Annotated in this window: 18 protein-coding genes; 15 read left to right on the top strand and 3 right to left on the bottom strand. The window is 37.7% G+C overall.

Annotated features, from left to right (window positions below; genetic code table 11):
* Window positions 1-487 precede the first annotated feature (487 nt).
* From R6U77_RS03705 to R6U77_RS03655, 11 genes are all read left to right on the top strand, one after another.
* Entirely contained in the window at window positions 488-2440 is a 1953-nt protein-coding gene (locus tag R6U77_RS03705) for a methyl-accepting chemotaxis protein (protein WP_319837498.1), read from the top strand.
* Between the two features lie 297 nt (window positions 2441-2737).
* Window positions 2738-3406, top strand: coding sequence for a GntR family transcriptional regulator (locus R6U77_RS03700; RefSeq protein ID WP_319837497.1), 669 nt, complete (start codon window positions 2738-2740; stop codon window positions 3404-3406).
* Between the two features lies 1 nt (window position 3407).
* Window positions 3408-4820 (top strand): aldehyde dehydrogenase family protein, encoded by a 1413-nt coding sequence (locus R6U77_RS03695; protein WP_319837496.1) that lies wholly within the window; start codon window positions 3408-3410, stop codon window positions 4818-4820.
* Between the two features lie 17 nt (window positions 4821-4837).
* Complete coding sequence (locus R6U77_RS03690; RefSeq protein WP_319837495.1) at window positions 4838-5875, top strand: TRAP transporter substrate-binding protein; 1038 nt, start codon at window positions 4838-4840, stop codon at window positions 5873-5875.
* Window positions 5876-5953: 78 nt separating this feature from the next.
* On the top strand, window positions 5954-6451 hold the full coding sequence (locus R6U77_RS03685) for a TRAP transporter small permease (RefSeq protein WP_319837494.1): 498 nt from the start codon (window positions 5954-5956) through the stop codon (window positions 6449-6451).
* Window positions 6451-7728 (top strand): TRAP transporter large permease, encoded by a 1278-nt coding sequence (locus R6U77_RS03680; RefSeq protein ID WP_319837493.1) that lies wholly within the window; start codon window positions 6451-6453, stop codon window positions 7726-7728. The genes R6U77_RS03685 and R6U77_RS03680 overlap by 1 nt, the downstream gene beginning before the upstream one ends.
* 22 nt (window positions 7729-7750) lie before the next feature.
* Window positions 7751-8941, top strand: a complete 1191-nt coding sequence (locus R6U77_RS03675; RefSeq protein WP_319837492.1) for an iron-containing alcohol dehydrogenase — start codon at window positions 7751-7753, stop codon at window positions 8939-8941.
* Between the two features lie 15 nt (window positions 8942-8956).
* A complete protein-coding gene (locus R6U77_RS03670) occupies window positions 8957-10396 on the top strand; it encodes an aldehyde dehydrogenase (RefSeq protein ID WP_319837491.1) in 1440 nt (479 codons plus the stop codon).
* Window positions 10397-10409: 13 nt separating this feature from the next.
* Entirely contained in the window at window positions 10410-11519 is a 1110-nt protein-coding gene (locus R6U77_RS03665; protein ID WP_319837490.1) for a zinc-binding dehydrogenase, read from the top strand.
* 16 nt (window positions 11520-11535) lie between these two features.
* Window positions 11536-12684 (top strand): CaiB/BaiF CoA transferase family protein, encoded by a 1149-nt coding sequence (locus R6U77_RS03660; RefSeq protein WP_319837489.1) that lies wholly within the window; start codon window positions 11536-11538, stop codon window positions 12682-12684.
* Window positions 12671-13495 carry an HpcH/HpaI aldolase/citrate lyase family protein gene (locus R6U77_RS03655; RefSeq protein WP_319837488.1) on the top strand — a complete coding sequence of 275 codons (825 nt, stop codon included), beginning with the start codon at window positions 12671-12673 and terminating at the stop codon, window positions 13493-13495. The genes R6U77_RS03660 and R6U77_RS03655 overlap by 14 nt, the downstream gene beginning before the upstream one ends.
* A 104-nt stretch (window positions 13496-13599) precedes the next feature.
* Here R6U77_RS03655 and R6U77_RS03650 read toward each other — a convergent pair whose 3' ends face one another.
* On the bottom strand, window positions 13600-14736 hold the full coding sequence (locus tag R6U77_RS03650; protein WP_319837487.1) for a VanZ family protein: 1137 nt from the start codon (window positions 14734-14736) through the stop codon (window positions 13600-13602).
* Between the two features lie 134 nt (window positions 14737-14870).
* Window positions 14871-15902, bottom strand: coding sequence for an S-layer homology domain-containing protein (locus R6U77_RS03645; protein ID WP_319837486.1), 1032 nt, complete (start codon window positions 15900-15902; stop codon window positions 14871-14873).
* A gap of 142 nt (window positions 15903-16044) precedes the next feature.
* Here R6U77_RS03645 and R6U77_RS03640 point away from each other — a divergent pair, with 142 nt between their 5' ends.
* Together R6U77_RS03640 and R6U77_RS03635 are read left to right on the top strand one after the other, a co-directional pair.
* Window positions 16045-17817, top strand: coding sequence for an S-layer homology domain-containing protein (locus R6U77_RS03640; RefSeq protein WP_319837485.1), 1773 nt, complete (start codon window positions 16045-16047; stop codon window positions 17815-17817).
* Between the two features lie 102 nt (window positions 17818-17919).
* Complete coding sequence (locus tag R6U77_RS03635) at window positions 17920-18849, top strand: AEC family transporter (protein ID WP_319837484.1); 930 nt, start codon at window positions 17920-17922, stop codon at window positions 18847-18849.
* Window positions 18850-19001: 152 nt separating this feature from the next.
* On the opposite strand, the gene R6U77_RS03630 is transcribed toward R6U77_RS03635, so the two are convergent.
* The gene (locus R6U77_RS03630) at window positions 19002-20489 is read right to left on the bottom strand and encodes a catalase (RefSeq protein WP_406601075.1); all 1488 of its coding nucleotides are present in this window, start codon (window positions 20487-20489) and stop codon (window positions 19002-19004) included.
* Between the two features lie 441 nt (window positions 20490-20930).
* Here R6U77_RS03630 and R6U77_RS03625 point away from each other — a divergent pair, with 441 nt between their 5' ends.
* A complete protein-coding gene (locus R6U77_RS03625) occupies window positions 20931-22778 on the top strand; it encodes an SLC13 family permease (protein ID WP_319837483.1) in 1848 nt (615 codons plus the stop codon).
* Between the two features lie 102 nt (window positions 22779-22880).
* Window positions 22881-23999, top strand: coding sequence for an ABC transporter (locus R6U77_RS03620; RefSeq protein WP_319837482.1), 1119 nt, complete (start codon window positions 22881-22883; stop codon window positions 23997-23999).
* Window positions 24000-24010 lie beyond the last annotated feature (11 nt).

Below are 24010 nucleotides of genomic sequence, written 5' to 3'. Positions count from 1 at the left end.
CTACTTTCAGGATAGAAGAAGTTTAGCTAATCAAAAAACTGAACGTTATGAAGAGAAAACTTCTTCAGCATTCGATTTTTTTGGTTGAGAATGAAATAGCAAAGTTTTTGAACAATTTTTTAGGGTTCCCTTTATATGGAGCGCACATGTAACTTCTATGGGAATGATTCAGAATCTCTCAAAATAAGGTTATCGTGCCTGTTACTTTATATAAAGTTCTTCATCGTTGGTATATTAGCTGGCTCTCAATCATCTGTGCAATATATAGTGCACATACCTCTTTTTGATCACCATATAATTAGTAGTATCTTGTAAATTATTTAAAGGATTGTTGATTCCAATCCCTACAATAAGTAATACAGTTAATCACCCATTAATGTTTCCCGTTCATTCCATGCTTATTTTCGAAAATATATTATGCTAAAATTAGGAGGTACAGGGAGGGATTTCATTAATACGATGGGGTGTAATTTAAGGAGAGGCTACGATGTTAAAGCGAGTAAGCATTAGAAAAAAGCTAATTTTTTCATTTTTATTAATTCTTTTAATCCCATCATTTGTTATTGGAGCGGTGGCGTATCAAAGTGCGAAGCAGCAAATTTTAGTAGAGCAGCAATCGAGTGCTGAAGAAAGTGTGCGCATGCTGGATACAAATATTACGAATATGATTGCACCAAAAATATATGATGTTGAGTATTTTGCGAACAAGTTGAAGGCGGCTTCCTTTCAACAGGAGAAGCGCGAGGAGCTAAGAGCACTGTTGGATGAATATGTGAATGTGCATCCAGAGGCGGAGCTGCTTTATGTTGGTACGGAGGACGGGCAAATGATTGCTACACCGATTGAGGAAGTGCCGAGTGGCTATGATCCACGTACGAGAGATTGGTATGAGGCAGCAATGAATAACAAGAATGAAGTAGCAATTTCACCGCCATATATTTCAGCATCAAGCGGAAATGTTGTCGTTACGCTGTCGAAGGCAATGACAGATAACTCGGGTGTCATGGCATTAGATTTAAATATTGCGGTGCTAGGGGATATTGCCAATAGTATAAAAATTGGCGAAACAGGCTTTGCTTCTTTATTGGATAGCCAGCAGCTATACATTGTTGAGCAAGATCAAGAAAGTGGTACACAGGCAGAGGGAAATTATATAGAAGATGTTTATGCACAAAATACGGGCATTATTAAAGAAAAGGATCGCCATATTTTGTTTGGAACGAATGAATTAACTGGCTGGAAAATGCTCGGTACAATGTTTACAGCAGAGGCGACACAATCAGCTGGTAAAACATTAACGGTCATTATCATTATTGTGGCAATTGCTATTGTTGTAGGTGGTGCATTTGTACTACTAATGATTCGTTCTATCGTTCGTCCGATTAAAGAGCTACAAGCGAATGCTGTGAAAATTAGTGAAGGTGATTTAACGACATTTATCGATATTCATACAAAGGATGAAATTGGGCAGCTTGCCGAAGCCTTCGTATCGATGAAGCTTAGCTTAAAGCGTCTATTAAAGCATGTAGAGCAAAGCACAGAGCAAGTACAAGTGTATGCACAAAATTTAACGATAAGTACAAGTGAAAACATTGCTGCCTCTGAGCAAGTATCAGATGCGATGCAGGAAGTAGCGAGTAGTACAGAAAAGCAAACAGAAGGCATTGAGCAAAATGCAATTTCGATTGAAGAAGTAGCAAAAGGAATTGTAGAAGTAACAGATAGTACAATGCAAGTATCAGATTTATCCGGCTATGCGATGCAACTAGCGGATGAAGGTGGACAAGCTGTGCAGCATACATCTATTCAGATGCAATCAATTCATACCTCTGTTGCGCAATCGGATAAAACGATTAATTCATTATATGAGCGCACAAAGGAAATCGGCTCGATTTTGGAAATCATTACAGCGATTTCAGATCAAACGAATTTATTAGCATTAAATGCAGCTATTGAAGCAGCAAGAGCGGGCGAGCATGGTAAAGGCTTTGCAGTTGTTGCGGATGAAGTGCGTAAGCTAGCTGAGCAATCATTGCAATCAACAAACCAAATTTCAGAGCTAATTGTAGCTATCCAGCAGGATACGGCGCAATCTGTCCAAGCGATGGAAAAAGCAACAACAGATGTAGAGCAAGGCTTGCAATTAACGGAGCAAACAAAAGAGAAATTTATTAACATTGTAGAAAGCTTACAAAATATTGCGCCAAAAATTGAAAGTGTTTCAGCAGCTTCTGAGGAAATTACAGCGGTAGTTGAAGAAGTGTCAGCGACAGCACTTGAGCTATCTGATCATGCGAAGTCGAATGCTGCAGCATCGGAGGAAGTTGCAGCATCTACAGAGCAAACTTTAGCGTCCATGCATGAAATAGCAGCAGCAGCGAAAGTTTTACAAAATACGGCTGATGCATTACGCGAGTATATGGGGCAGTTTAAATATTAATATTTGTACATTCATAAGGCTGTCAGGAAGCTTTCCTGGCAGCCTTAATTTTGCTTTTCCTTCAGATAGTCCTCGTAAAAAATATACAAAATATCCCTATTCCAAATCGTATAAGCTTAAATAATATATTATTTTCTATTTATAAATAGAGGATAATATATGTAATTAAGACGTATTAACAGAAAAATACGTTAAAAAACAGAAAATTTAGACTTGTAAAAGAATTAATTGTATATTATTATTAATTCAAATCAAATCTAAAACATAAAATAATATATTATTATGAGGGGTGATAGTATGGCTTTTGAAAAAGAGCATGGTGAAACATCTGAACAAATTTACAATCTTATTAAAGAGCAAATTTTTAGCTGGGAGTTAGAGCCTGGACAAAAGTTAAATTTAAGTCAAATGGCAAAGCAAATGAATGTTAGTACAATCCCTGTTAGGGAAGCGCTTTCAAGATTGCAGGATTCTAAATTAGTGCTATTAGTGCCAAATAAGGGCTACCAAGTGAGTAATATTATCGATGAAATATCAATGAAAAAAATGGCTGAATTTAGATTAATGCTAGAATTGGAAGCATTAAAAATTGTAATAAGAAATAATAATTTAAGCTTTATTGATAAGCTGGAGAAATTAAATGAATCCGCAAAATCAATTGATTTAAACAATAATTATTCAAACATTTTAGCCTTTAATAATTATGATAATCAGTTTCACCTTGAAATCATGTATGCTTCGGAAAATCCATTTTTAATTGAGAGCTATGAAAGGCTATATTGTCATTTGCATATTGCTAGGTTTTATTATCAAAGAGGCTCGGTTGATCAAAAGGAAGCAACCTCTGAGCATGATGGACTCATTGAAAGCTTAAAAACTAGAGATATGGAAATGGCGTTGGATTGTATAAAAGGTCATATTTCTCAAGGTTATTTAAGGCTCTTGCAGAAGAGAGAGGAGAGATAAGATGGAGACATTTGGTCATTTTATTAATGGGCAGTGGCTACTCGCAGGTGAATTAGTTCCAGTTATCAATAAATATACAAATGAAAACTATGCGATGATTCATGAGGCAGACAAGCAGACTGTTACGCAAGTAATTGATGTAGCAAAGCAAACGTTTGAAAAAATAGAGCTTACAGCAACTGAGCGTTATGAAATTATTTATAATGCAGCTCAAATTATTGGGCAAAGAAAAAAAGAATTAGCGAATATATTAGTTAGTGAAGCTGGGAAATCTAGCAAGGACGCACTTATGGAAATTGAGCGAGGCATTCAAACATTGATTGCCTCAGCAGAGGAAGCTAAAAAATTAGCGGGACATGGTGTAGCACTGCCTAACGACTCTGAGAAAATTGCTTTTACAGTGAGGGTTCCAGTAGGGGTTATTGTAGCGATTACGCCATTTAACTTTCCCTTTAATTTAACTATTCATAAAATAGGACCCGCAATTGCTGCAGGCAATGCGGTTGTATTAAAGCCAGCGGAATTGACACCGATTATTGCATGTAAGCTAGTGGAAATCTTTAAAGAGGCTGGTTTGCCAGATGGGTTGTTTAATTTAGTGAATGGGCGAGGCTCCGTTATTGGTGATCATTTACTAGAAAACCCAAACGTAGGAATGTATACGTTTACAGGTAGTCCAAAGGTTGGTCAGTATATAAAAAGTAAATCAGGTATCCGAAAAGTGACGCTTGAGCTAGGCAATAATTCTCCAAATATTGTACATGAGGATGTTGCGGATATGGAGAAGGCCGTCAATTTATGTGTAACAAGAGGTTTTTCGAACGCTGGACAAGCATGTATTTCCGTGCAAAGAATTTATGTACATGAAAATATTTATGAGCAATTTGTTGAAATGGCAGTTCAGCAAATTCAAAAATTACAGCTTTGCTCTATTGACAATACCGATGGTGATATAGGGCCGGTAATTAGTGAAAGAGAAGCGATTCGAATAGAAAGCTGGATTGAGGAAGCAAAATCTCAAGGAGCGAAAGTAGCGGCAGGTGGAAAACGAGCTGGAAGCTTTGTGGAGCCAACGCTATTAATAGATGTCGATCATTCCATGAAGGTTGTATGTGAAGAAATATTTGGACCAGTTATTACTATTCAAAAATATAGTTCATTCCATGAAGTAATTGAAAGAGCTAATGATACAACGATGGGTCTCCAAGTAGGTGTGTTTACCTCGAATATTCGGAATATTTTGTATTCAATGAAGAAATTACAGTTTGGAGGTGTAATAATCAACAATGTTTCTACTTATAGGGAGGATTTAATGCCGTATGGGGGAGTAAAAAATAGCGGTGTTGGCAAAGAGGGACCTGCCTACGCAATACAAGAGATGTCAGAAGAAAAATTAGTAGTTTTAGATTATTAATGAAAAGGGGTAATGGAATGTTGAGAAAATGGAAATTTATATCTATTTTATTTGTAGTAAGCGCTTTAATTCTAGGGGCATGTGGTAATTCGAAAGGCACAGGAGAAAATGCAAGTAATGGAGAGACAACTCAATTACGCTTAGGTCATATTTTTCCTATTGATAGTGTGAAGGATCAGGCAGCTAAAATGTTTGCAGATAAAATTAAAGAAGAAACAAATGGTGCAATTGAAATTAAAGTGTTTCCTGCTGCTCAGCTAGGCGGGGATGAAGTAATGGCACAGGATATTTCACGAGGCACACTTGATATGTCATTTATTAATCAAGGCTCTCTTTCAGGCCTAGATCCACTACTAGATTTTCACTATCTACCTTATATCGTGACAAGCAATGAACAGGCAGATCAATTGTATTATGGTGACGGTATTATACCAACATTAATGAAGGAAACTTTAGCAAAGCATAATATGAAAACTTTAGGTTTCTTTGAAAATGAGTTCCGAGGTGTTTCAAACTCAGTTCATAAAGTTGAAAAAATAGAAGATTTAAAAGGGTTAAAATTACGCGTACCTGGCTCAAAGGCCATTAAAGGATTCTTTGAGGAGGCTAATGTACAGGCATTGGTTATGCCATTTAATGAATTATATTTAGCATTGCAGCAAGGAACGGTTGACGGACAAGATAACGGCTTATTGCTAACAGGAGACAGCAAATTCCAAGAGGTAAATCAATACTACACATTATTAAACCATGTATATGCTTCAGGCTCTATTGTCATTAATTCAAGCAAGTTTGATGGCTTAACAGATGAACAAAAAGCAATTTTTGAAAAGGTAGGACAAGAAGTACAAGAATGGCAAATTGAAAATAATCGTAAGGCATCACAGGAATATGTGAAGATGCTAGAAGAAGCAGGCGTAGAGGTGACGGAATTAACGACTGACCAAATTAAAGCGTTCCAAGAGTTTGGACTTGAGCAATGGGATAACTATGCTTCAATCTATGGAGCGGAGCGCATCCAACAATTGAAGGATGAAGTACAAAGCATTCAATAAATAATAAGAGCTGACGGTAAAGCAGGTTAGCTTCTGTCCATACCGTCAGTTTTAAAATGCTATTAGAGGAGGTACAAAATGTGGGCTAAAATTGAAAAACGCATTTATAAAATTCAAGAAGCATTCATTGCAATTGCCCTTCTTATTATCATGCTAGCTGTTATTTTGCAGATTGTGGGAAGGCTTGCAGGTTGGCATTCATTAGGGATGCCTGAGTATGCGGCAATCGGTATGACAGTGATTACATTTATTGGGGCAAGTGCGATTACTTATACGAGAGACTATATTGCAATTGAGTTAAATCAGATGATTAAAAGTCGAAAAGTACAATTAATCTTCCATTTAATTGTTGATGTAATTATTATTGTTTTCGCAGTTTTATTCATTAATATTTCATGGACATTCTTGCAATTTGTAGTAGCGAGTGGAGAAAAGACGTTAGAGGTAGAAATACCGTTATCTATTCCATATGGATTGATTGTTCTAGGTATATTGTTGATGCTAATTCACAGTGTGAGCAATGTTATTAAAGATATTGTGCAGCTGAGAGCGTTGAATAAAGGGAGGGAAGCTTAATGGCGTTAATTGTACTAGTATTGTTATTTTTACTGATGATAGGTGTGCCGATTGGGCTGACTTTTGCCTTGAGTGCGCTTGTAGGTGGAGAAATATTTAACATACCATCTGCCTCCTTTGCATCGTTATCAAATCAAGCAGTTTCTTCCTTTGCTTTATTAGCGATACCACTATTTATTTTAGCTGGTCAAATTATGTCACAGGGTAGCATCATTTCACAATTAATCGACTTATCGGAAAAGCTGTTGAAAAAGGTATATGGAAGCTTAGGCTATGTAACTGTTTTAGCAAGTGCCTTTTTAGGAGCAATTACTGGCTCTTCCGTTGCGACTGTCTCGGCAATTGGTAGCTCTATTGGGCAAAAGATGGTGGAAAGAGGCTATGACAAAGGTTATACAGCTTCGCTTATTGCAGCTGCTGGTCTATTAGGTGTTTTTATTCCGCCTTCAATACCATTAATTTTATACGGCGCTACAGTAGGGGTGTCAATTGCTGATTTATTTATCGCTTCAATTGTACCAGGGGTTTGCTTTGTTATCGCATATTTAATACTTCATAAAATCTTATTGAAACAAGTATATAACCCGAACAATAGTATTGTATCCTCGGATGCTGCAAAAATGGAAAATACAGAATCTTTAGGAAAAACATTCGTGAAATCAATTCCTGCATTATTTATGCCGTTTATCGTATTAGGCGGTATTTACAGCGGTATTTTTACACCAACAGAGGCAGCGGCAGTGGCCTGCTTATACGGATTAGTTTTAGCGATTGTGACGAAAAAGCTAGCAATCAAAAAAATCTTCCAGCCGTTTAAATTAGCAGCAATTTCTTCAGCGGCCATTTTGGGTATTATCGCTTTTAGTAATTTGTTCAATTATATGATTACGTTAGAGCAAATCCCACAAATGATTACAGAGGTTGCAATTAATATTACAGACAATAAATATGTGTTTATATTCATTATGATTATTATTTTATTTGTTGTAGGTATGTTTATGGAAACGAATGCAGCTGTCTTATTAATGGCTGTGCTACTAGCGCCGGCAGCCATCACATTTGATATTAATCCAATTCACTTTGGCATTATTTTAGTTACGACAATTGAAATTGGCTTGTTAACACCACCATTAGCAGCAAACGTCTTTGTTTCAGCAAAAGTAAATAACTGCTCTGTCATGGAAATGATTCCAAACACATGGAAATTTTTATTGATTTCAGTAGTCGTTTTATTCATCGTGGCATATGTGCCATTTTTAACAACATGGTTCTTATAAAATAAATAGAGAAGGTGCATAAATGAAAGCTTATTGGCAATATAAGTTTCCGGGGAATATTTTCTTCGGCAAGGAGTCATTGAATGAATTAGAGCGTATTTATCAAAAATATGAGCAAAAGAAGACGCTTATTATAACGGATCAAGGTATTAAAGCCTCAGGTATCCTTCAAAAGCTGGAAGAAAAGCTTACACGCTATGCGATACCTTATGAAGTCTATGATGAAGCGAAGCCAGAGCCAACGAATTCAGATGTCGAGGAGGTATTGGCGCAATATCTTGATAAAGAGGTTTATGTAGTTATTGGCTTAGGTGGAGGTAGCTGTATTGATTTAGCAAAGATGGTTTCGTTTATGCTGAAAACAAAGCAGCCTCTAGCTTATTTTTATAACAATCCAATTGATTTTGAGGTTACACCAATTATTGCGATTCCAACGACATCTGGAACAGGATCTGAGGTTACTGGTGTGGCAGTGGTAAATGATATTGATAAGCATCTTAAGGTGGGTATATCGAGTGAAAAGATTAAGCCGCAATTTGCTATTTTAGATCCATTATTAACGATGGGAATGCCACCAAGAGTAACAGCTTGCTCTGGTATTGACGCATTAGTTCACGCAGTTGAAGCATTCACTGCTAAAGATTTTTCAAGCTTCCCTGAGGATTATGTAGCGGACTTTAGAGGAGCTACAATGATGTCAAATATGTTTGCAGAGAAAGCAATCCGATTAATTACAGAGAATTTAGTTGAGGCTGTGACTAATGGGCAAAATTATGAAGCACGTCATCAAATGCTTTTAGGGAGTTTATTAGCTGGTCTAGCCTTTTCAAATGCAGGAACATCGATGGCACATGCTGCTGCTTATGCAATTGCAGGTCGTGCCCCCTCACCACATGGAGAAATAACTGGTTTGATGCTGCCATATGCAATTAAATATAATTTTTCCTCAAATCTGAGTAAATTTATGGAACTACACAGAATTTGTGTTAAAGAATCTAAAGGTTTAGATAAAAATAGCGAAATATTCGATTATTTTATCGAGTTGTTAGAGCAAATCAATCTACCAACAAAATTACAGCAGCTAGGTATAGTACGAGAAGATTTACCTGCAATGGCAAAGGAGACAATGGGCATTACAAGGCTGATGAATATTAACCCTAGACAGATGGATGAGAAAGATTTGTTAACTGTTTTTGAAATGGCATTTGACTAAGTTAGGAGGATTAATATGAAAAAATACGCAGGTATATTTGTTAATAATGAGTTTGTAGTAACAGCAAATTATAAAAAAATTATTAGTCCAATGAACGGTGAGGAATGGGCAGAAATTCCGTATGCTTCAGAGCAAGAAACAGAGCGTGCGATTAAAGCTGCACGTACAGCCTTTCCTCAATGGAAAAATACCGAATTAGTAGAGGTAAGTCGACTACTAAGAAAGCTAGGAGATCTTGTTCTAGAAAATAAGGAAGAGCTATCTAAAATTGAATGCATGGGTAACGGCAAGCTATATAGCGAGCTAGTGAATAATGAAATACCGATGGTAGCTGAATGGCTGTACTATTACGCAGGAATTGCAGGGCAACTGCGTGGCGAGTATGTGGAAGTGAGTAAAAACGTCTTTAGTTATATCAAGAAAGAGCCAATTGGGGTAATCGGTGCGATTGTGCCATGGAATTCTCCTTTGCTCATGTTAGCTTGGAAAATTGGACCAGCATTAGCTGCACGCAATACGGTTGTTTTAAAGCCAGCAATTGACACATCAGCCTCTGCATTATTATTTGCTCATTTAATTGTAGAAGCGGGATTCCCACCTGGTGTTGTCAATATCGTAACGGGAGATATTGAGGTAGCAAAAACACTTTCCTCACATCAAGAGATTGATAAAGTTGCCTTTACTGGCTCGACAAATACTGCAATCCATATTTCGAAGCAGGCGAGCGATACATTGAAAAAGGTCACTTTTGAATTAGGTGGAAAAGCACCGCATATTATTTTTGCGGATGCTGATATTGAAAAGGCAACTAACGCAGCTGTGAGAGGGATTTTTATTAATGCAGGTCAAACATGTGCAGCGGGCTCCAGAGTGTTTATTGAAGCTTCAATTTATGAGGAATGCCTTAAGAAAATTATCGAAAAAACCAAGCAGCTAACAGTAGCAAATCCGTTTGATGAAAATGCTAAAATGGGCCCAATTGCGAATAAGCTGCAGCTGGAAAAATTACATGATTTTGTTGAGAAAACAAAGCAGGATGGCGGAAAAATTGAATTTGGTGGACAACGATTAACGATTGATGGGAATGAGGATGGCTATTACTTCTCACCAACGATTGTCACAAATGTGCAAAATGATTCGTATTTATGTCAAGAAGAAGTGTTTGGGCCCATCTTAGCCGTTTTACCATTTGAAACAGAAGAACAAGTGGTAGAGATGGCAAACGAAACAAAGTATGGCTTAACGGCTGGTCTATGGTCTACAAACATTTCGAGGGCCCATCGTGTGGCAGACCAGCTACAAAGCGGCACAGTATGGATTAATAATTATAGAAAGATTCATTGGAGTGTACCTTATGGTGGCTATAAGATGAGTGGAATTGGACGCGAAAATGGCACAGAAGCAATTCATGAGTATATTGAAATAAAAACAATAATGGTAGATATAGCAGAGTAGGATGGTGTAGAAAATGATTCCTAAATATTCAAAGGCGGCGGTATTAAGAAAATTTGGAGAAGACCTTCAAATTGAGGATGTACCAATTCCAGAAAAAATTGAAGAAAACGCAATACTAGTAAAAAATAAAATTTCATCAATCTGTGGTACAGATGTTCATTTATGGCAAGGTGAATTGAATTTAAAGGTAGATCTACCTGTCATTCTTGGTCATGAAATGGTTGGCGAAATTATTAAATTAGGTGCTGGAGTTGAGGTAGACTCTCTCGGCAATGAACTGAAGGTTGGAGATCGAGTAATTTGGGCGCATGGAGATTGTGGTACCTGTTATTATTGTACGGTTGAAAAAAAGCCAACGCTTTGTACACATCGCCGCCAATATATGTATGAAACAATGGAAAAATACCCGTATTTAATGGGTGGCTTTAGTGAGTATGGTTATATTTTACCGAATTCTGGGCGTGTGAAGGTTCCGGCAACTGTGAGCTCAAAGTTAGCTAGCTTGTGTAGCTGTGCATTTCGCTCTGTTATGAACAGCTTCAACCAATTAGGGAAAATAAGCTCAGAGGACAATATCGTGATTCAAGGGACAGGCCCTTTAGGCTTGCTAGCAATTTGTGTTGCTAAAAAAGCAGGGGCTAAAAATGTCATTGCTATCGGAGGGCCTAAAGAGCGCTTAGAGCTAGCGAAAGATATGGGTGCTGACTATATTATTGACATTGCTGAAGTGCGAACAACTGAAGAGCGTCAAGCTAAAATTAATGAAGTAACAAATCATCTAGGTGCAGATATTGTAATGGAATACTCTGGATTCCCAGGAGCGGTTGAGGAAGGGCTACAGTATATTCGTAAAAATGGAAAGTACGTAATTGTTGGACAGCTAGGGTCTGGTAAAGTAGAAATTATGCCTTCATTGATTACAGCAAAAAATTTAACATTAATCGGCTCATATTCTGGTGATATAAGTCATTATTATCAGGCGCTTTGCTTTGTTGAAAAGTATCAGCATGAAGTCCCATTTGAAAAGCTGATTACAAACGAATATCCATTGAAGGATATTAATGAAGCGTTAAAAAATATGAAAGCATTTAAAGAGATTAAGCCACTCGTTATTTTAGATTAAGGAGGGTTCGCTCATTATGCCTTTACAAAACATAAAAGTTGTATCACTGGAGCATGCTGTAGCAGCCCCATTTGCAAGCAGACAATTAGCAGATCTTGGGGCAGAAATTATTAAAATTGAAAAGCCGAATACAGGTGATTTTGCTAGACATTATGACAAGGCTGCAAACGGTATGTCCAGCAATTTTGTTTGGCTCAACCGTGGAAAGAAATCAGTTGAATTAGATTTAAAGGATAAAAAGAATATCCAATTGTTACATGCCATTTTAAAGGATTCCGATGTGTTACTAAATAATTTAGGTCCTGGTGCTTTAGATCGCTTAGGATTAAATGTGCAAAGTTTGCATGAAAAATATCCTCATTTAATCATTTGTAGCATTTCAGGCTATGGCAAGGATGGTCCATACAGTCATAAAAAAGCGTATGATCTTCTCGTACAATCAGAGGCAGGTGTGTTAAATATAACAGGCACACCTGATGCACCAGCGAAAACAGGCATTGCCATTGTTGATATTGCTAGTGGTATGTACGCTTTTACTTCCATTTTAGCAGCAATTATTAATCGTGGTAACACAGGGCAGGGCACGATTATAGAAATTTCAATGCTAGAAGCAATTGCAGAATGGATGAGCTTCCCAATCTATTATACGTATAGTGGGGAAGAGCCGAAGCGAAGCGGCGTTGACCATGCCACAATTTATCCATACGGTCCTTTCACAGTACAGAATAAAGAAAAGCTGTTTATTGCAATTCAAAACAATGATGAGTGGAAAATCTTTTGTGAAGAAATTTTAAAGGATAAGAGCTTAATTAATCATTCAAAGTTCGCAACAAATTCAGATCGTGTAATGAATAAAGAGGAATTAAAGGGAATTATTGAAGAAATTACACGCGATTATCAAAAGGCAGACTTAGAAAAATTACTTGAGGACTACCGCATAGCGAATGCTAACTTTAATAGCGTAAAAGGTTTAATTAATCATCCGCAGCTTGCATTTTATAATAGATGGGCACCTGTTCCTTCAGAGGTAGGGGCAATTCAAATGTTAAAATCGCCAATGAACTTTAATAATATTGTCACAGCATGGGGTGATATTCCGAGCTTGGGGCAGCACACAGCAGAAATTAAAGAGCGTTATCGAACGGAGGTGTATGATAATCACTAGTTGGTTATTTATCCCTGGAAACAATGCGAGGGCATTAAAAAAAATTGATGCGCAGCTACAGGCTGACTATTTTATTATTGATTTAGAAGATGCTGTACCTCTTGCTGAAAAATCTGAAACGAGGAAAAACGTGCAAGATTTTATGACGAATCATCCTACCTCAAAAGATATTTATTTAAGAATCAATTCAATTGATAGTCTTTTATATGAGGATGATTTAAATAAAATAAGCATCGAGTTATTTAAAGGGATTATTCTCTCAAAATGTGAGGACGCAAAGCAAGTAAAAATAATTGAAAATTTATTAGTAAAGCAATCCGTAGCTCCAAATATTATTCCGTTAATTGAAACCGTTCAGGGCTACTATCATTTACAAGAAATATTGCAGGAAACCTCGGTTGAACGAATTGCCTTTGGGGCAATAGATATGGCGAATGAATTCAATATATCAGGAGAAAATTTAATAAATAATCCATTGTTAAATGACATGCGTATTCAAATGGCGTTATTATCAAGGCGCTTCAATAAACAGCCACCTTTAGATGCACCATGCATTTTTATTGATAAATTAGATGTCTTACAGCAAGAAAGCGAGTTTGCTAAAAAAATTGGCTATTATGGCAAGCTAGCCATCCATCCGAAGCAATTAGAAATTATCGCAAATGCTTTTTCATTGTCAGAAGAGGAACTAAAGCTAGCGAAAGAAATTGTAGAAGTTTATGAGCAAAATAATTATAAAACGATATCCTACAAAAACATTATGATAGATACACCTGTGTATTTGAGGATGAAAAAATTGCTTAACTTATAAAGGTGAAGTACAAGAAATCCCTTTTGAATAATGACAAGATAATCAAATTAAAAGCAGAGGCGTGTCTGAAAAAAATTACTTTTTAGACATGCCTCATATGTTTATTACTTCCTTTTCACAACACATTTTCCTACTATATCAAAGTACAATCGACTTTTCCCTCTAGCTAGGAAGAAGCGAAGTACATGGATGCCTAAAATCAGCACAAGTATAACTGATACTACGAAGGAGCCGAGTGAGATGAATACTTGATAAATATAAAACGGTGAGTCCATATTTAGCTCAATATGACTAACAATGCTTAAGCCTTTGAACACTAAATAAGTACTGTAAATTGCAGCGAATCGGCGCATAATGCCGATAGCAGAAAAACCTTCTTTCCTTTCATCGACTAATCGAATTTTTAACAGCTTCATGCCCAATGTTTCCCCGCGTAATAACAAAGGAATAATTGCAAAGATTATTACATAAAGCGCTGTTTGGATAAAAAATTGTGGAATTGCTATAAAGCTTAGCGCCATATTGCTTATTGAAATAAGTGCTAAGTCAACGATGACGGCTAAAAGTATTTGTAGCGGTGTTATAGCATTTTGTGCAAGCATCTCTTGTCCATGCTTTACTACATCTGTATGCCTCGGGAATAACGCCCAAATGACAGGGGCGATGAAAAAGCCGAGCAATGAGCCTGTGCTATTAAGCAGCAAGTCATCGACATCGAAAATGCGGTATGGGCAGTTGTATATTCCATAAATACCTGTTACTTGTGTGATTTCATAAAATAACGTTAGGCCAAGTCCTAATAAAAAGGCACGCTTCCAATATTTGCGCTCCTTGAAGAAATAACGTAAATAAACGCCGAAGGGCATTAGCAGCAAAAAGTTAAAAAATGCTTGATAAAAGGGAGGCTGCTTAATAATTGCTACCCATGTTGAAGGGCTTTTCAAAGCAATATCGGTTTCATATACAATATCCTGAACAAATTGAAATGGGCGCAAGTTGAAAAATTGTGTGTCTGGCTTTTGCATTGCACATGTATTTGTTGTTTCAGGCAATGGTAGTAATACTAAAAAAAGCGCTGCTAAAAAGTAAAATATAAAGCTAAAGACAATAATCGTTTTGGAAATTGATAAAAAGCCATATTTTCGATATGTGTAAATAAGCCAAGGAATCCAAATGACAAAAGCTAGCATAACGAAAGCTAAGGCTGCGACAAAAATAGGGCCTGTATAAGTGCTAATCAAATGCTGTACCTCATTTCAAAATGTGTTAATTATATATTGAATTAAAGAGCGAGAAGTATGCAAGGAGGAGGAATTCCTATAAAAAATATAAAGCACATGAAATCAAGTCGAAAGCTTGATTCCATGCACTTAAATTATTGCTTCCGCAATGTGCCAGAGAAATTTGTGCCATTTGTGCGTTCTGCACCACAATCGATTTCTGTCACTTTTATCGCATTGTTTAAATGCTCAAACTCGATAATACAGCGGTTTCCTTTAACAGATTCCTGCATAATTGCTTTTTTAGCAGAGGTGATAACGGCATAGCCCTCTGTTGTTCCTTCATATTTGCCATCGTAGGCGGAAAGCTTGACATAAAAGTCCTTACTTGTTGCATTGGAAATAGTTACATAGCGTGCGTTACGCTCATATGCCCCTTTGCCCCATTGATAAATATAACTATAGTTGCCTTGCCAAATATTATTGCTTGAAGGTCCTTGCTGAAGGGAGCTATCTAGCTGTTTTTTTGCTTGTACTGCTCGTTCATTCAATGAAAGATTATTGGCATTTTCGTGAATCGTCTCTGCATCATCAGAGATATAGTAGAAATCCATCGAATCCATACGATAAAGTAGTGTAACTACTTGAGCACGTGTCATATTATTCTTTGTACCGAAAAATTTTTGTAAATCGCTGTTTTCGTATTTTGGATTTTGTCCTGTTGAGATTGCATGCTCAAGCAAAAATTCAATGGAGCCATTTAAGTTATGCTTGCCATCTGCTAAGTGGGCAATTGCTTGTGCGACGACACCGCGCTTAACAGGCTGAGAACGAACCCCATTATGCAAATAGCCATTTAATGGCACACCATAGCTTGCTAATGAGTCGTAAAATACATCAGACCAGTTTTCTTGAGCTGTTTGCTTTTTTAGCTCGTCCTCTGCGACATCTAGCTCAAAATAGTTCGTTAACAGTTTAGCGAATTGCTGCTCTGTAATGACTTCGTTTGGCTTAAATGTGCCATCACTATAGCCATTAATAATCTCGTATTTTTGTGCCCAAAGCACCGCTTTATAAGCGAAATGGTCTTTTGATACATCTTTAAAGCCTGCCGCCTCTGCATGTAAAGTCGTTAACATAAAAAAGCATGAGATAACGACAAAAATGTTAAAAATAGATCGAAGCAAGAAAATTCCTCCTTCCAAAAAATTCTTACTTATAGTGTAGACGGATATTGTGAAAAATTTCAAGATGGAATTTGTCCTATGTCTTTTTAGTATTTTTGTTTATAATTGTAATTAAGATATATTGTAGCTCGGAGGGGAAAAAATGAAAAACAATCGGTTTGCACAAGCATTGCTATTATCTGCCTCGGTATCTTTAGTTGCAGCTCCTGTTAGCTATGCTGCTGATGCGTCGGATGCAGAAAAACAAGCAGCTGCCGCAGTAGAGACAAAAATAAAAGCATTAACAAGTAGCTCTACAGAGCAGCAAGTAAGAGAGGTACGTCAAGCTTACAATGCACTGTCAGCAGAAGCGCAGAAACTTATTACACCAGCAGTGTTTAATATATTAATAGCGGCAGAAGCGCGCATACAAAGGGAGCAGGAGCAAGCGGAGAAAAAGGCGAAGGAAGATGCTTGGGCTGTTGAGGCAATGATTAATCGCTTAACATATAGCTCTTCAAAAGAGGAAGTGTTTGCAGCCAAAAGTGCCTATGATAACTTATCTGTTGCAGCGAAAAATCGCGTATCGAATTCAAGCTATAATTATTTAATAAAGCTATTACAGGAAATTGCAAAGGAGGAGGCTGCTATCGCAGCGGCAAAGGCGAGTGCTGCAGCCTTTGACCGATATATGGCAAATGTAACGCGACAGTCCTCTGGTACAGTGTTAGCAAATGCCCGTTCCTATTATAATCGCCTTTCTTACGAGGCGAAGCAGTATGTGACGACATTATCGAAGCTAGAAAGACTAGAACAGGCGTATGGCAAAAACCCATCAGGTCCACCGAAGCAGCCTACACATCCGAATACAAAGCAGGAGGATTTAACAGGGATTGTCGACTCGCAGGGTACAAGTGACCCAGTGTCGTTAAAATATATTCCAGATAATGAATTTGGAACGATAGTACCTGGTAGTACGGATTTGCAATTTGTGCGAAGTGGTGATGAATTATTTGCCTATATTCCATCTGATATTATTTATTATCAGCAGGAGCCAATTACGATTACAGCATCGAACGGTGTGAATGTTAAATTACCTATTACTGATTTAAAGGGATATAGTGGCACAGTAGCTGTGGCGCTGACAATTGAAAATGATAAATTCCATCTGTCCGTAAAATCGCGTGGGAATGATATTACCTTTAGAGATTATTTAGAAATCACGATTCCGAAAAAGGAGTTAAAGGCATCTACAAATGCAATTATTTATCAAACAGAGGGTAAATTAAAGCGAACTCGTGTACCGCTAACAATTAAAAATGATGCCTTTGTTGTGAAAACGAAAACGCCTGGAGATTTTGTTGCTTCAGCAATTGACTCTGAGGCAAATTATTCTGATATTGCTAGTGATCCAAATGCCTTTTATATTAATGAGCTAGGGAAAAGAGGCATTTTAACAGGAGCTTCTGGCAGCAGCTATTTACCAACGAAATCTGTAACACGTGCAGATTTTGCAGTAATGCTAGCGAGAGCAGCTAATTTATCCTCTTCAAGCCCAACACCATTTAATGATGTACGTGGCAAAGCCTATGTAAAAGAAGTACAGGCATTACATGAAAAAGGTATTATGCCAGGCTCGGGGAGAGTTTATTATAATGCGAATGGACAAATGACGCGCCAACAAGCAGCAGTTATTTTAGATCGCTATTTAGATTATTTAGGGGTAGATGTATACCAAATATCTAAAGCAGGGAATTTGCATTATAAAGATGTCTATATGCTAACAGAGGTAGAGCAAAAGAGCATCGCATTAATGGATACATTGGATATTTTTACACCGAGCGTAAATGGCGAATTTCGTCCAAATGCCACTTTAACACGCTCTGAAATGGCGAGAATATTATATATCACGATGGAGCTAGCTGGGCTACTTTAGAAAGGGAGGTGTTGGGAAAGGGAAATCCTTTTCAACGCCTTTTTTTCAGCTATGCTTGAAAAAATTATACCGAGGTGTAATGGAGAAGAAGGAGAGAGATGGATGCACTATTTATCAATGATTTTTTTCAATATTGTTACACCTATTTTAGTCTTGCTGTTCATTGGGGGAATACTGCAAAAGAAGTTTTCCTTTAATTTAAAGGCGATGTCACAGCTTATTACATATTGCTTTATGCCAGCAGCAGTGCTGCTAAATTTGTATGAAACGGCTGTTCAACTTAGTTTAATTGGGCAAGTCGCACTGTTCATACTGTTTTTTATTGGCTCGCAAATGCTGCTAAGCCATCTGATTGCGAAACTGCTACGTTTACCTAAGCAGGAGGCAGCTGTTTTTAAAAATAGCGTTGTCCTCATTAACTCTGGTAACTATGGTATACCTGTAGCACAAATGATTTTTGCAACACAGCCAATCGGCGTAGCAATTCAAGTGATTATGGTTATTTTCCAAAATGTTACGACCTATACATATGGCTTGTATAATTTAATTTCAACAGCGAAATCAGGCAAGGAAATTTTGAAGGACTTCTTTAAAATGCCGATTATTTATGCATTAATTTTAGGGATTTTATTAAATATGCTGCATATACCAATTCCGCAACCGTTGTATATCCCATTAAACTATGTGGCGGAGGGCTTTGTTGCAGTTGCCTTAATTACACTAGGTGCGCAAATTTCCCAAATCGAAATGCGTGCAATGTTTAACAAAGTTATTTTTATTAGCTGCTTTACTCGTTTAATTGTAGGTCCTGCCCTTGCATTGCTCGTTATATTTGCTTTAGGGTTGGATGGTGTTGTAGCACAGTCGCTCTTAATTGCAAGTGCTTTCCCGACATCACGCAATAGCTCAAGCTTGGCACTCGAATATGATGTGGAGTCAGATACAGCGGCGCAGACGGTGTTATTTTCAACTATTGTTAGCTGTTTAACAGTGACAGTTGTCATCTATATGTCGCAAATATTATTTGGATAATGAAAAGGCCATCATGAAGCTTCATGATGGCTTTTAGGCTTGTTCGAGAAGTTGAACAAAACAACACCGCCAATAATTAATAAAAAAGTAATTACAGCAAAAGCTGCCAGAAAAGAGGCTTGTTTACTCTTTTCGGCAGCTTTTCATTGTGACTATTTTTTTGTATATGGATTTGTTAAGTCCATGCCATCTAACGTTAAGCCCATCGCTTTTGCTACACCTTCACCATATGCTGGGTCAGCTAAGTAGCAGTGTAAAATATGGCGACGTTTAATGAATTCTTCAACAGGTGCCATTTCAGCAGCCGTTGTTTCAAATAAACGCTGTTGCTGTTCAGCCGACATTAGGCGGAATAGCTTACCAGGTTGCTCGAAGTAAAGGTTGTCATCTTCACGGAAGTCGTGAATTCCTGCACCACCTTCAAGCGCTAAATGTGGCTCTGCTAGCTCTGTATTGTGCTCCCACTCACCGTAGCTGTTAGGCTCGTAGCTTAATGTTGAGCCTAAATTGCCATCAAAGCGCATTGCGCCATCACGATGGAATGTGCGGAATGGGCATTTTGGTGCGTTAACAGGTAGCTGATAATGGTTTACACCTAGACGGTAGCGCTGTGCATCTGCATATGCAAAAATACGCGCTTGTAGCATTCTGTCTGGTGAGAAGCTTAGACCTGGAACAATGTTTGATGGTGCGAATGCCGCTTGCTCTACTTCTGCAAAGTAGTTGTCAGGGTTGCGGTTTAATTCGAATTCACCAACAGGGATTAATGGGAAGTCACCTTTATACCAAACCTTTGTTAAATCGAATGGGTTGTATGGTAATTTACGTGCTTCTTTTTCTGTCATTACTTGAATGTACATTTTCCATTTAGGGAACTCTCCACGCTCGATTGCCTCGTATAGGTCACGTTGTGAAGATTCGCGGTCATTACCAATAATTTCAGAGGCTTGTGCACCTGTTAAGTTTTCAATGCCTTGCTCTGTGCGGAAGTGGAATTTTACCCATACGCGCTCATTATCTGCATTAATCATTGCATATGTGTGAGAGCCGAAGCCGTGCATATGGCGGTAGCCTTTAGGAATACCGCGATCAGACATAACAATTGTCACTTGATGTAATGCTTCAGGTAATGAAGTCCAGAAATCCCAGTTTGAATTTGCATTGTGCATATTTGTACGTGGGTCACGTTTTACAACATGATTTAAATCTGTAAAGTGTAACGGATCACGGAAGAAGAATACAGGTGTATTGTTACCAACTAAATCCCAGTTTCCTTCCTCTGTATAAAATTTTAAAGCGAAGCCGCGAATATCGCGCTCAGCGTCTGCTGCTCCACGCTCACCAGCTACTGTTGAGAAACGTGCGAACATTTCTGTTTTCTTTCCAATCTCAGAGAAGATTTTTGCTTTTGTATATTTAGTAATATCGTGAGTTACAGTAAATGTTCCGAATGCACCAGAGCCTTTTGCATGCATGCGGCGCTCAGGAATTAATTCACGATTAAAGTTTGCTAGTTTTTCGATTAACCAAACGTCTTGTAATAATAGTGGACCACGTGTCCCAGCAGACATTGAGTCATGGTTGCTTACTACTGGTGCACCACCAGCTGTTGTAAATCGGCGTTGTTTATCCATTGTCATAGTGAATAGACCTCCTAAATATATTTTAAAAACCTTTCGTCTATAACTATACCAAAACTACATCATAATTGCTACTAAATTATAATGATTCTATTTAAGTAATTTATCGTACGTTCAGAAAATTCTATTATTTAAGGCGTTTTATCATGATTCACTATAAAACGTCCCCTCTATAAGGGGGGATGAATACTTAGATTGCCCTTCATTACAGTAGGTGTCCAAACATTAACTGAATCCCGACGCAATTATACCAAGACGTAATGGATACAAAATCCTATATATCCACATCTTAAATATGTAGAGAAAGCGATATGATTGAAAATGATTTATACTAATTGAAAAAATATATGACATTTTAAAGGCATATTACAACTATAGGCGACCTTTTCATCGGTTTCTTATAGAATAGAAGGTAATTATAGCGCGAAGGAGTCGCAGTGTATGCAATTAACATTAACCTTTATTATTTTAATTACGACAATTGTTTTATTTGTTACGAATCGCTTTCGAGCGGATTTAGTTGCCATGCTAGCATTGCTTACTTTTGTTGTCTGTGGCATTTTAACACCCTCTGAGGCACTTGCAGGCTTTTCGAATTCGGTTGTTATTATGATTGCGGGATTGTTTGTCGTAGGTGCAGGAATTTTGCGCACAGGGCTTGCAGGAATGGCAGGAAATTTACTATTAAAATGGTCGGGAAATAGCGAGCGCAAATTATTTATATTGCTTTTAGTCATTGTGGCAACAGTTGGTGCATTTATGAGCAATACGGGCACAGTCGCATTAATGCTACCGATTGTTGTCAGCATTGCCATGAGTATACAAGCGAGCCCCTCGAAGTTTTTAATGCCGTTGTCTTATATAGCGAGTATGTCAGGGCTTATGACATTGATTGCTTCACCACCAAATTTAATTGTTTCGCAAATTTTAGTTGAAAATGGCTTTGCCAAGCTAGGCTTCTTTACGATTACACCAATCGGTATTATTGCAACGATTACGGCAATTATTTATTTAGTATTGATTCGCAATAAGCTGCTGCCAAATGATAAAAAGCGATTACAAACGAATGCAGGCTATAAGCTATCACCAAAAAAAATCGTGCAGGAATATGATTTGCACGATAAGCTATTTTGTGTAAATGTGCCCGAGGCTTCTTCCATTGTTGGACAGGGACTGGCGGAGTTGAAGCTACCTGCAAGCTATCATATTTTCATTATGAAAATTCAACGTCGTGCAACAGAAGGGATTAATTTGCTGCCAGTGACATATCAAGAAATGGCAGGACCGACAAGTGTTATTCGTCCAAATGACGCCCTTTATGTGCAAGGGGCGCAGGAGGATGTAGAGCGTTTCGCAGCTGATTATGGATTAACGATTGACTATACGACAGATGAGCATGTTGAGGAGCTAATCTCAAAAAAGATTGGCGTTGCAGAAGTGTTATTAACACCACAATCAAGTTTAATTGGTGAAACAGTCAGCAAAATGGGCTTTCGTAAAAAATATAATTTAAATATTATCGGTATCAACCGTAAAGGGGATTATATATTGCAGGATATGGCAGAGCAAAAGCTACGCTTTGGGGATGCCATTTTAGTACAAGGAACATGGGAGGAAATCGATTTATTATCGCGTGAAACACAGGATGTTGTCGTGATTGGGCAGCCGCGTGAGCATGCGGGTGTAGCAGCTGCTACAGGGAAAGCACCGATTGCTGGGGCAATTATGGCATTAATGGTCGGTTTGATGGTGTTTGAAGTGTTCGATGCTGTTATTTCGGTTTTAATCGGTGCGATTTTAATGATTATTACAGGCTGCTTGCGTAATATGGATGATGCGTATGGCAAAATGAATTTTGAGAGCATTGTACTTGTAGCCGCAATGCTGCCAATGGCGACGGCGCTACAAAAAACGGGTGGGATGGTTATCATTTCTGATGCAATCATTCGTGTGCTCGGAGAATATGGACCATATGGTGTCTTAATCGGTATTTATTTATTGACGGTTGTTTTTGGTCAATTTGTCAGCAATACGGCAACGGCTGTATTATTTGCGCCGATTGCGATGACGGCGGCGATGACGATGGAGGCAAACCCGTATACATTTATGATTGCTGTAGCGGCAGCAGCGGGGATGGCATTTGCTACACCTATTGCGTCACCAACAAACTCGCTTGTGTTAACGGCGGGTGGCTACAAGTTTATGGACTTCGTGCGAGTAGGTGTACCGTTACAAATTATTATGTTTATTGTCATGATGATTGCTATTCCATTGCTTTTCCCATTTTAAAAATGAAGGCTGTACCTATTGTAAAGGTGCAGCCTTTTTACGTTGAAAATACATCCCATATGCATCCAATTTTACTGTATAATAGTTCGCGGGAGGGATAAAATGATTCGTGCATTAAAAGTGGGGCTCAAAATTGAGTTAACTAATCGAAAAAATTTGTTTTTATTGCTTATTGTTGCGCTTATTACAGTAGGGATGATGTTTTATATTAAGTCGCAATCAGCTGGTAACCAAATCGTAGAAAAAACAGGGGATTTTTATTCTGCACAGGCAGCATTGACGAAGTTTCAAGTAGTAGATGCCTCAGAGGATGGGGATGGAAGCGATTTATATAAAAATTTAAACAAGCAAAAAATTGCTGTCGCCTTACAAATTGCTGCGTTAAAAATGCAGAAGAGCAAAATGTATTATGAAACTTCAATCGAAATCGCTGAATTGCGTGCCAAGGCATATGACTATGAGGAATATGATAAAGTAGCTTCACTCATGCCATCACGTATAAAAAATACATTAAATCATATGTATTTTACACATTTGCTAAAATCGGAGCAGTCTGTAGTGCAAAATCCGCTACAATTTTTCCCGTTTTTACTGTTTTTCTTTAGTATTGTGGGAGCTGGCTGGTATATTTTCATTAGCTTTTATACAAGCTCTATTTTGTTAGATGATTTCGAGCATTCAAGTATGATTAAAGGCTATCCAATTCGCTTTGACCAATACATATTTACAAAATGTGTAACTTATTTCTTATACATATTAGCATTTATTGTGGTCATTATTGCTTGTGCAACGCCGTTACTATTTATAAATGGAGCGGGAGACGCAAGCTATCCAATTGCGGTTTATGTAGGTGAACCTGCGATTTATTCAATAATTCATTATGTGATTATTAGCATTGGCTACATGATTGTAGTGGCTATTTTTGCAATGCTCTTATCTATTATTTTAAATGTTGTCTTGAAAAATATGTATTTAACACTGTTCGTACAAAGTATTTTATTCTTTTTACCAGAAGTATTCCCATCGATGATTAGCTTTATGCCGTATAATCCGTTTAATTTTTTGAATTTTAACAAGATTTTGAGTGGTTACCCTTTAGAGCTTGCAAAGCCTGTAGATGTGACGATGACAATAGGTTTGATCATCTTGCTTGTTTGCATTGCATTGATGATGTTTGTTATTAAAACATTCTTTTCAACAGGGAAAATAGCGAGAGTATAGGAGGGGTTATC

This window comes from Lysinibacillus louembei (assembly GCF_033880585.1).
Classification (GTDB): Bacteria; Bacillota; Bacilli; order Bacillales_A; family Planococcaceae; genus Metasolibacillus; species Metasolibacillus louembei.
Note: the sequence above shows the minus strand (reverse complement) of the source record. Positions and strands in the feature narration are given on the sequence as shown.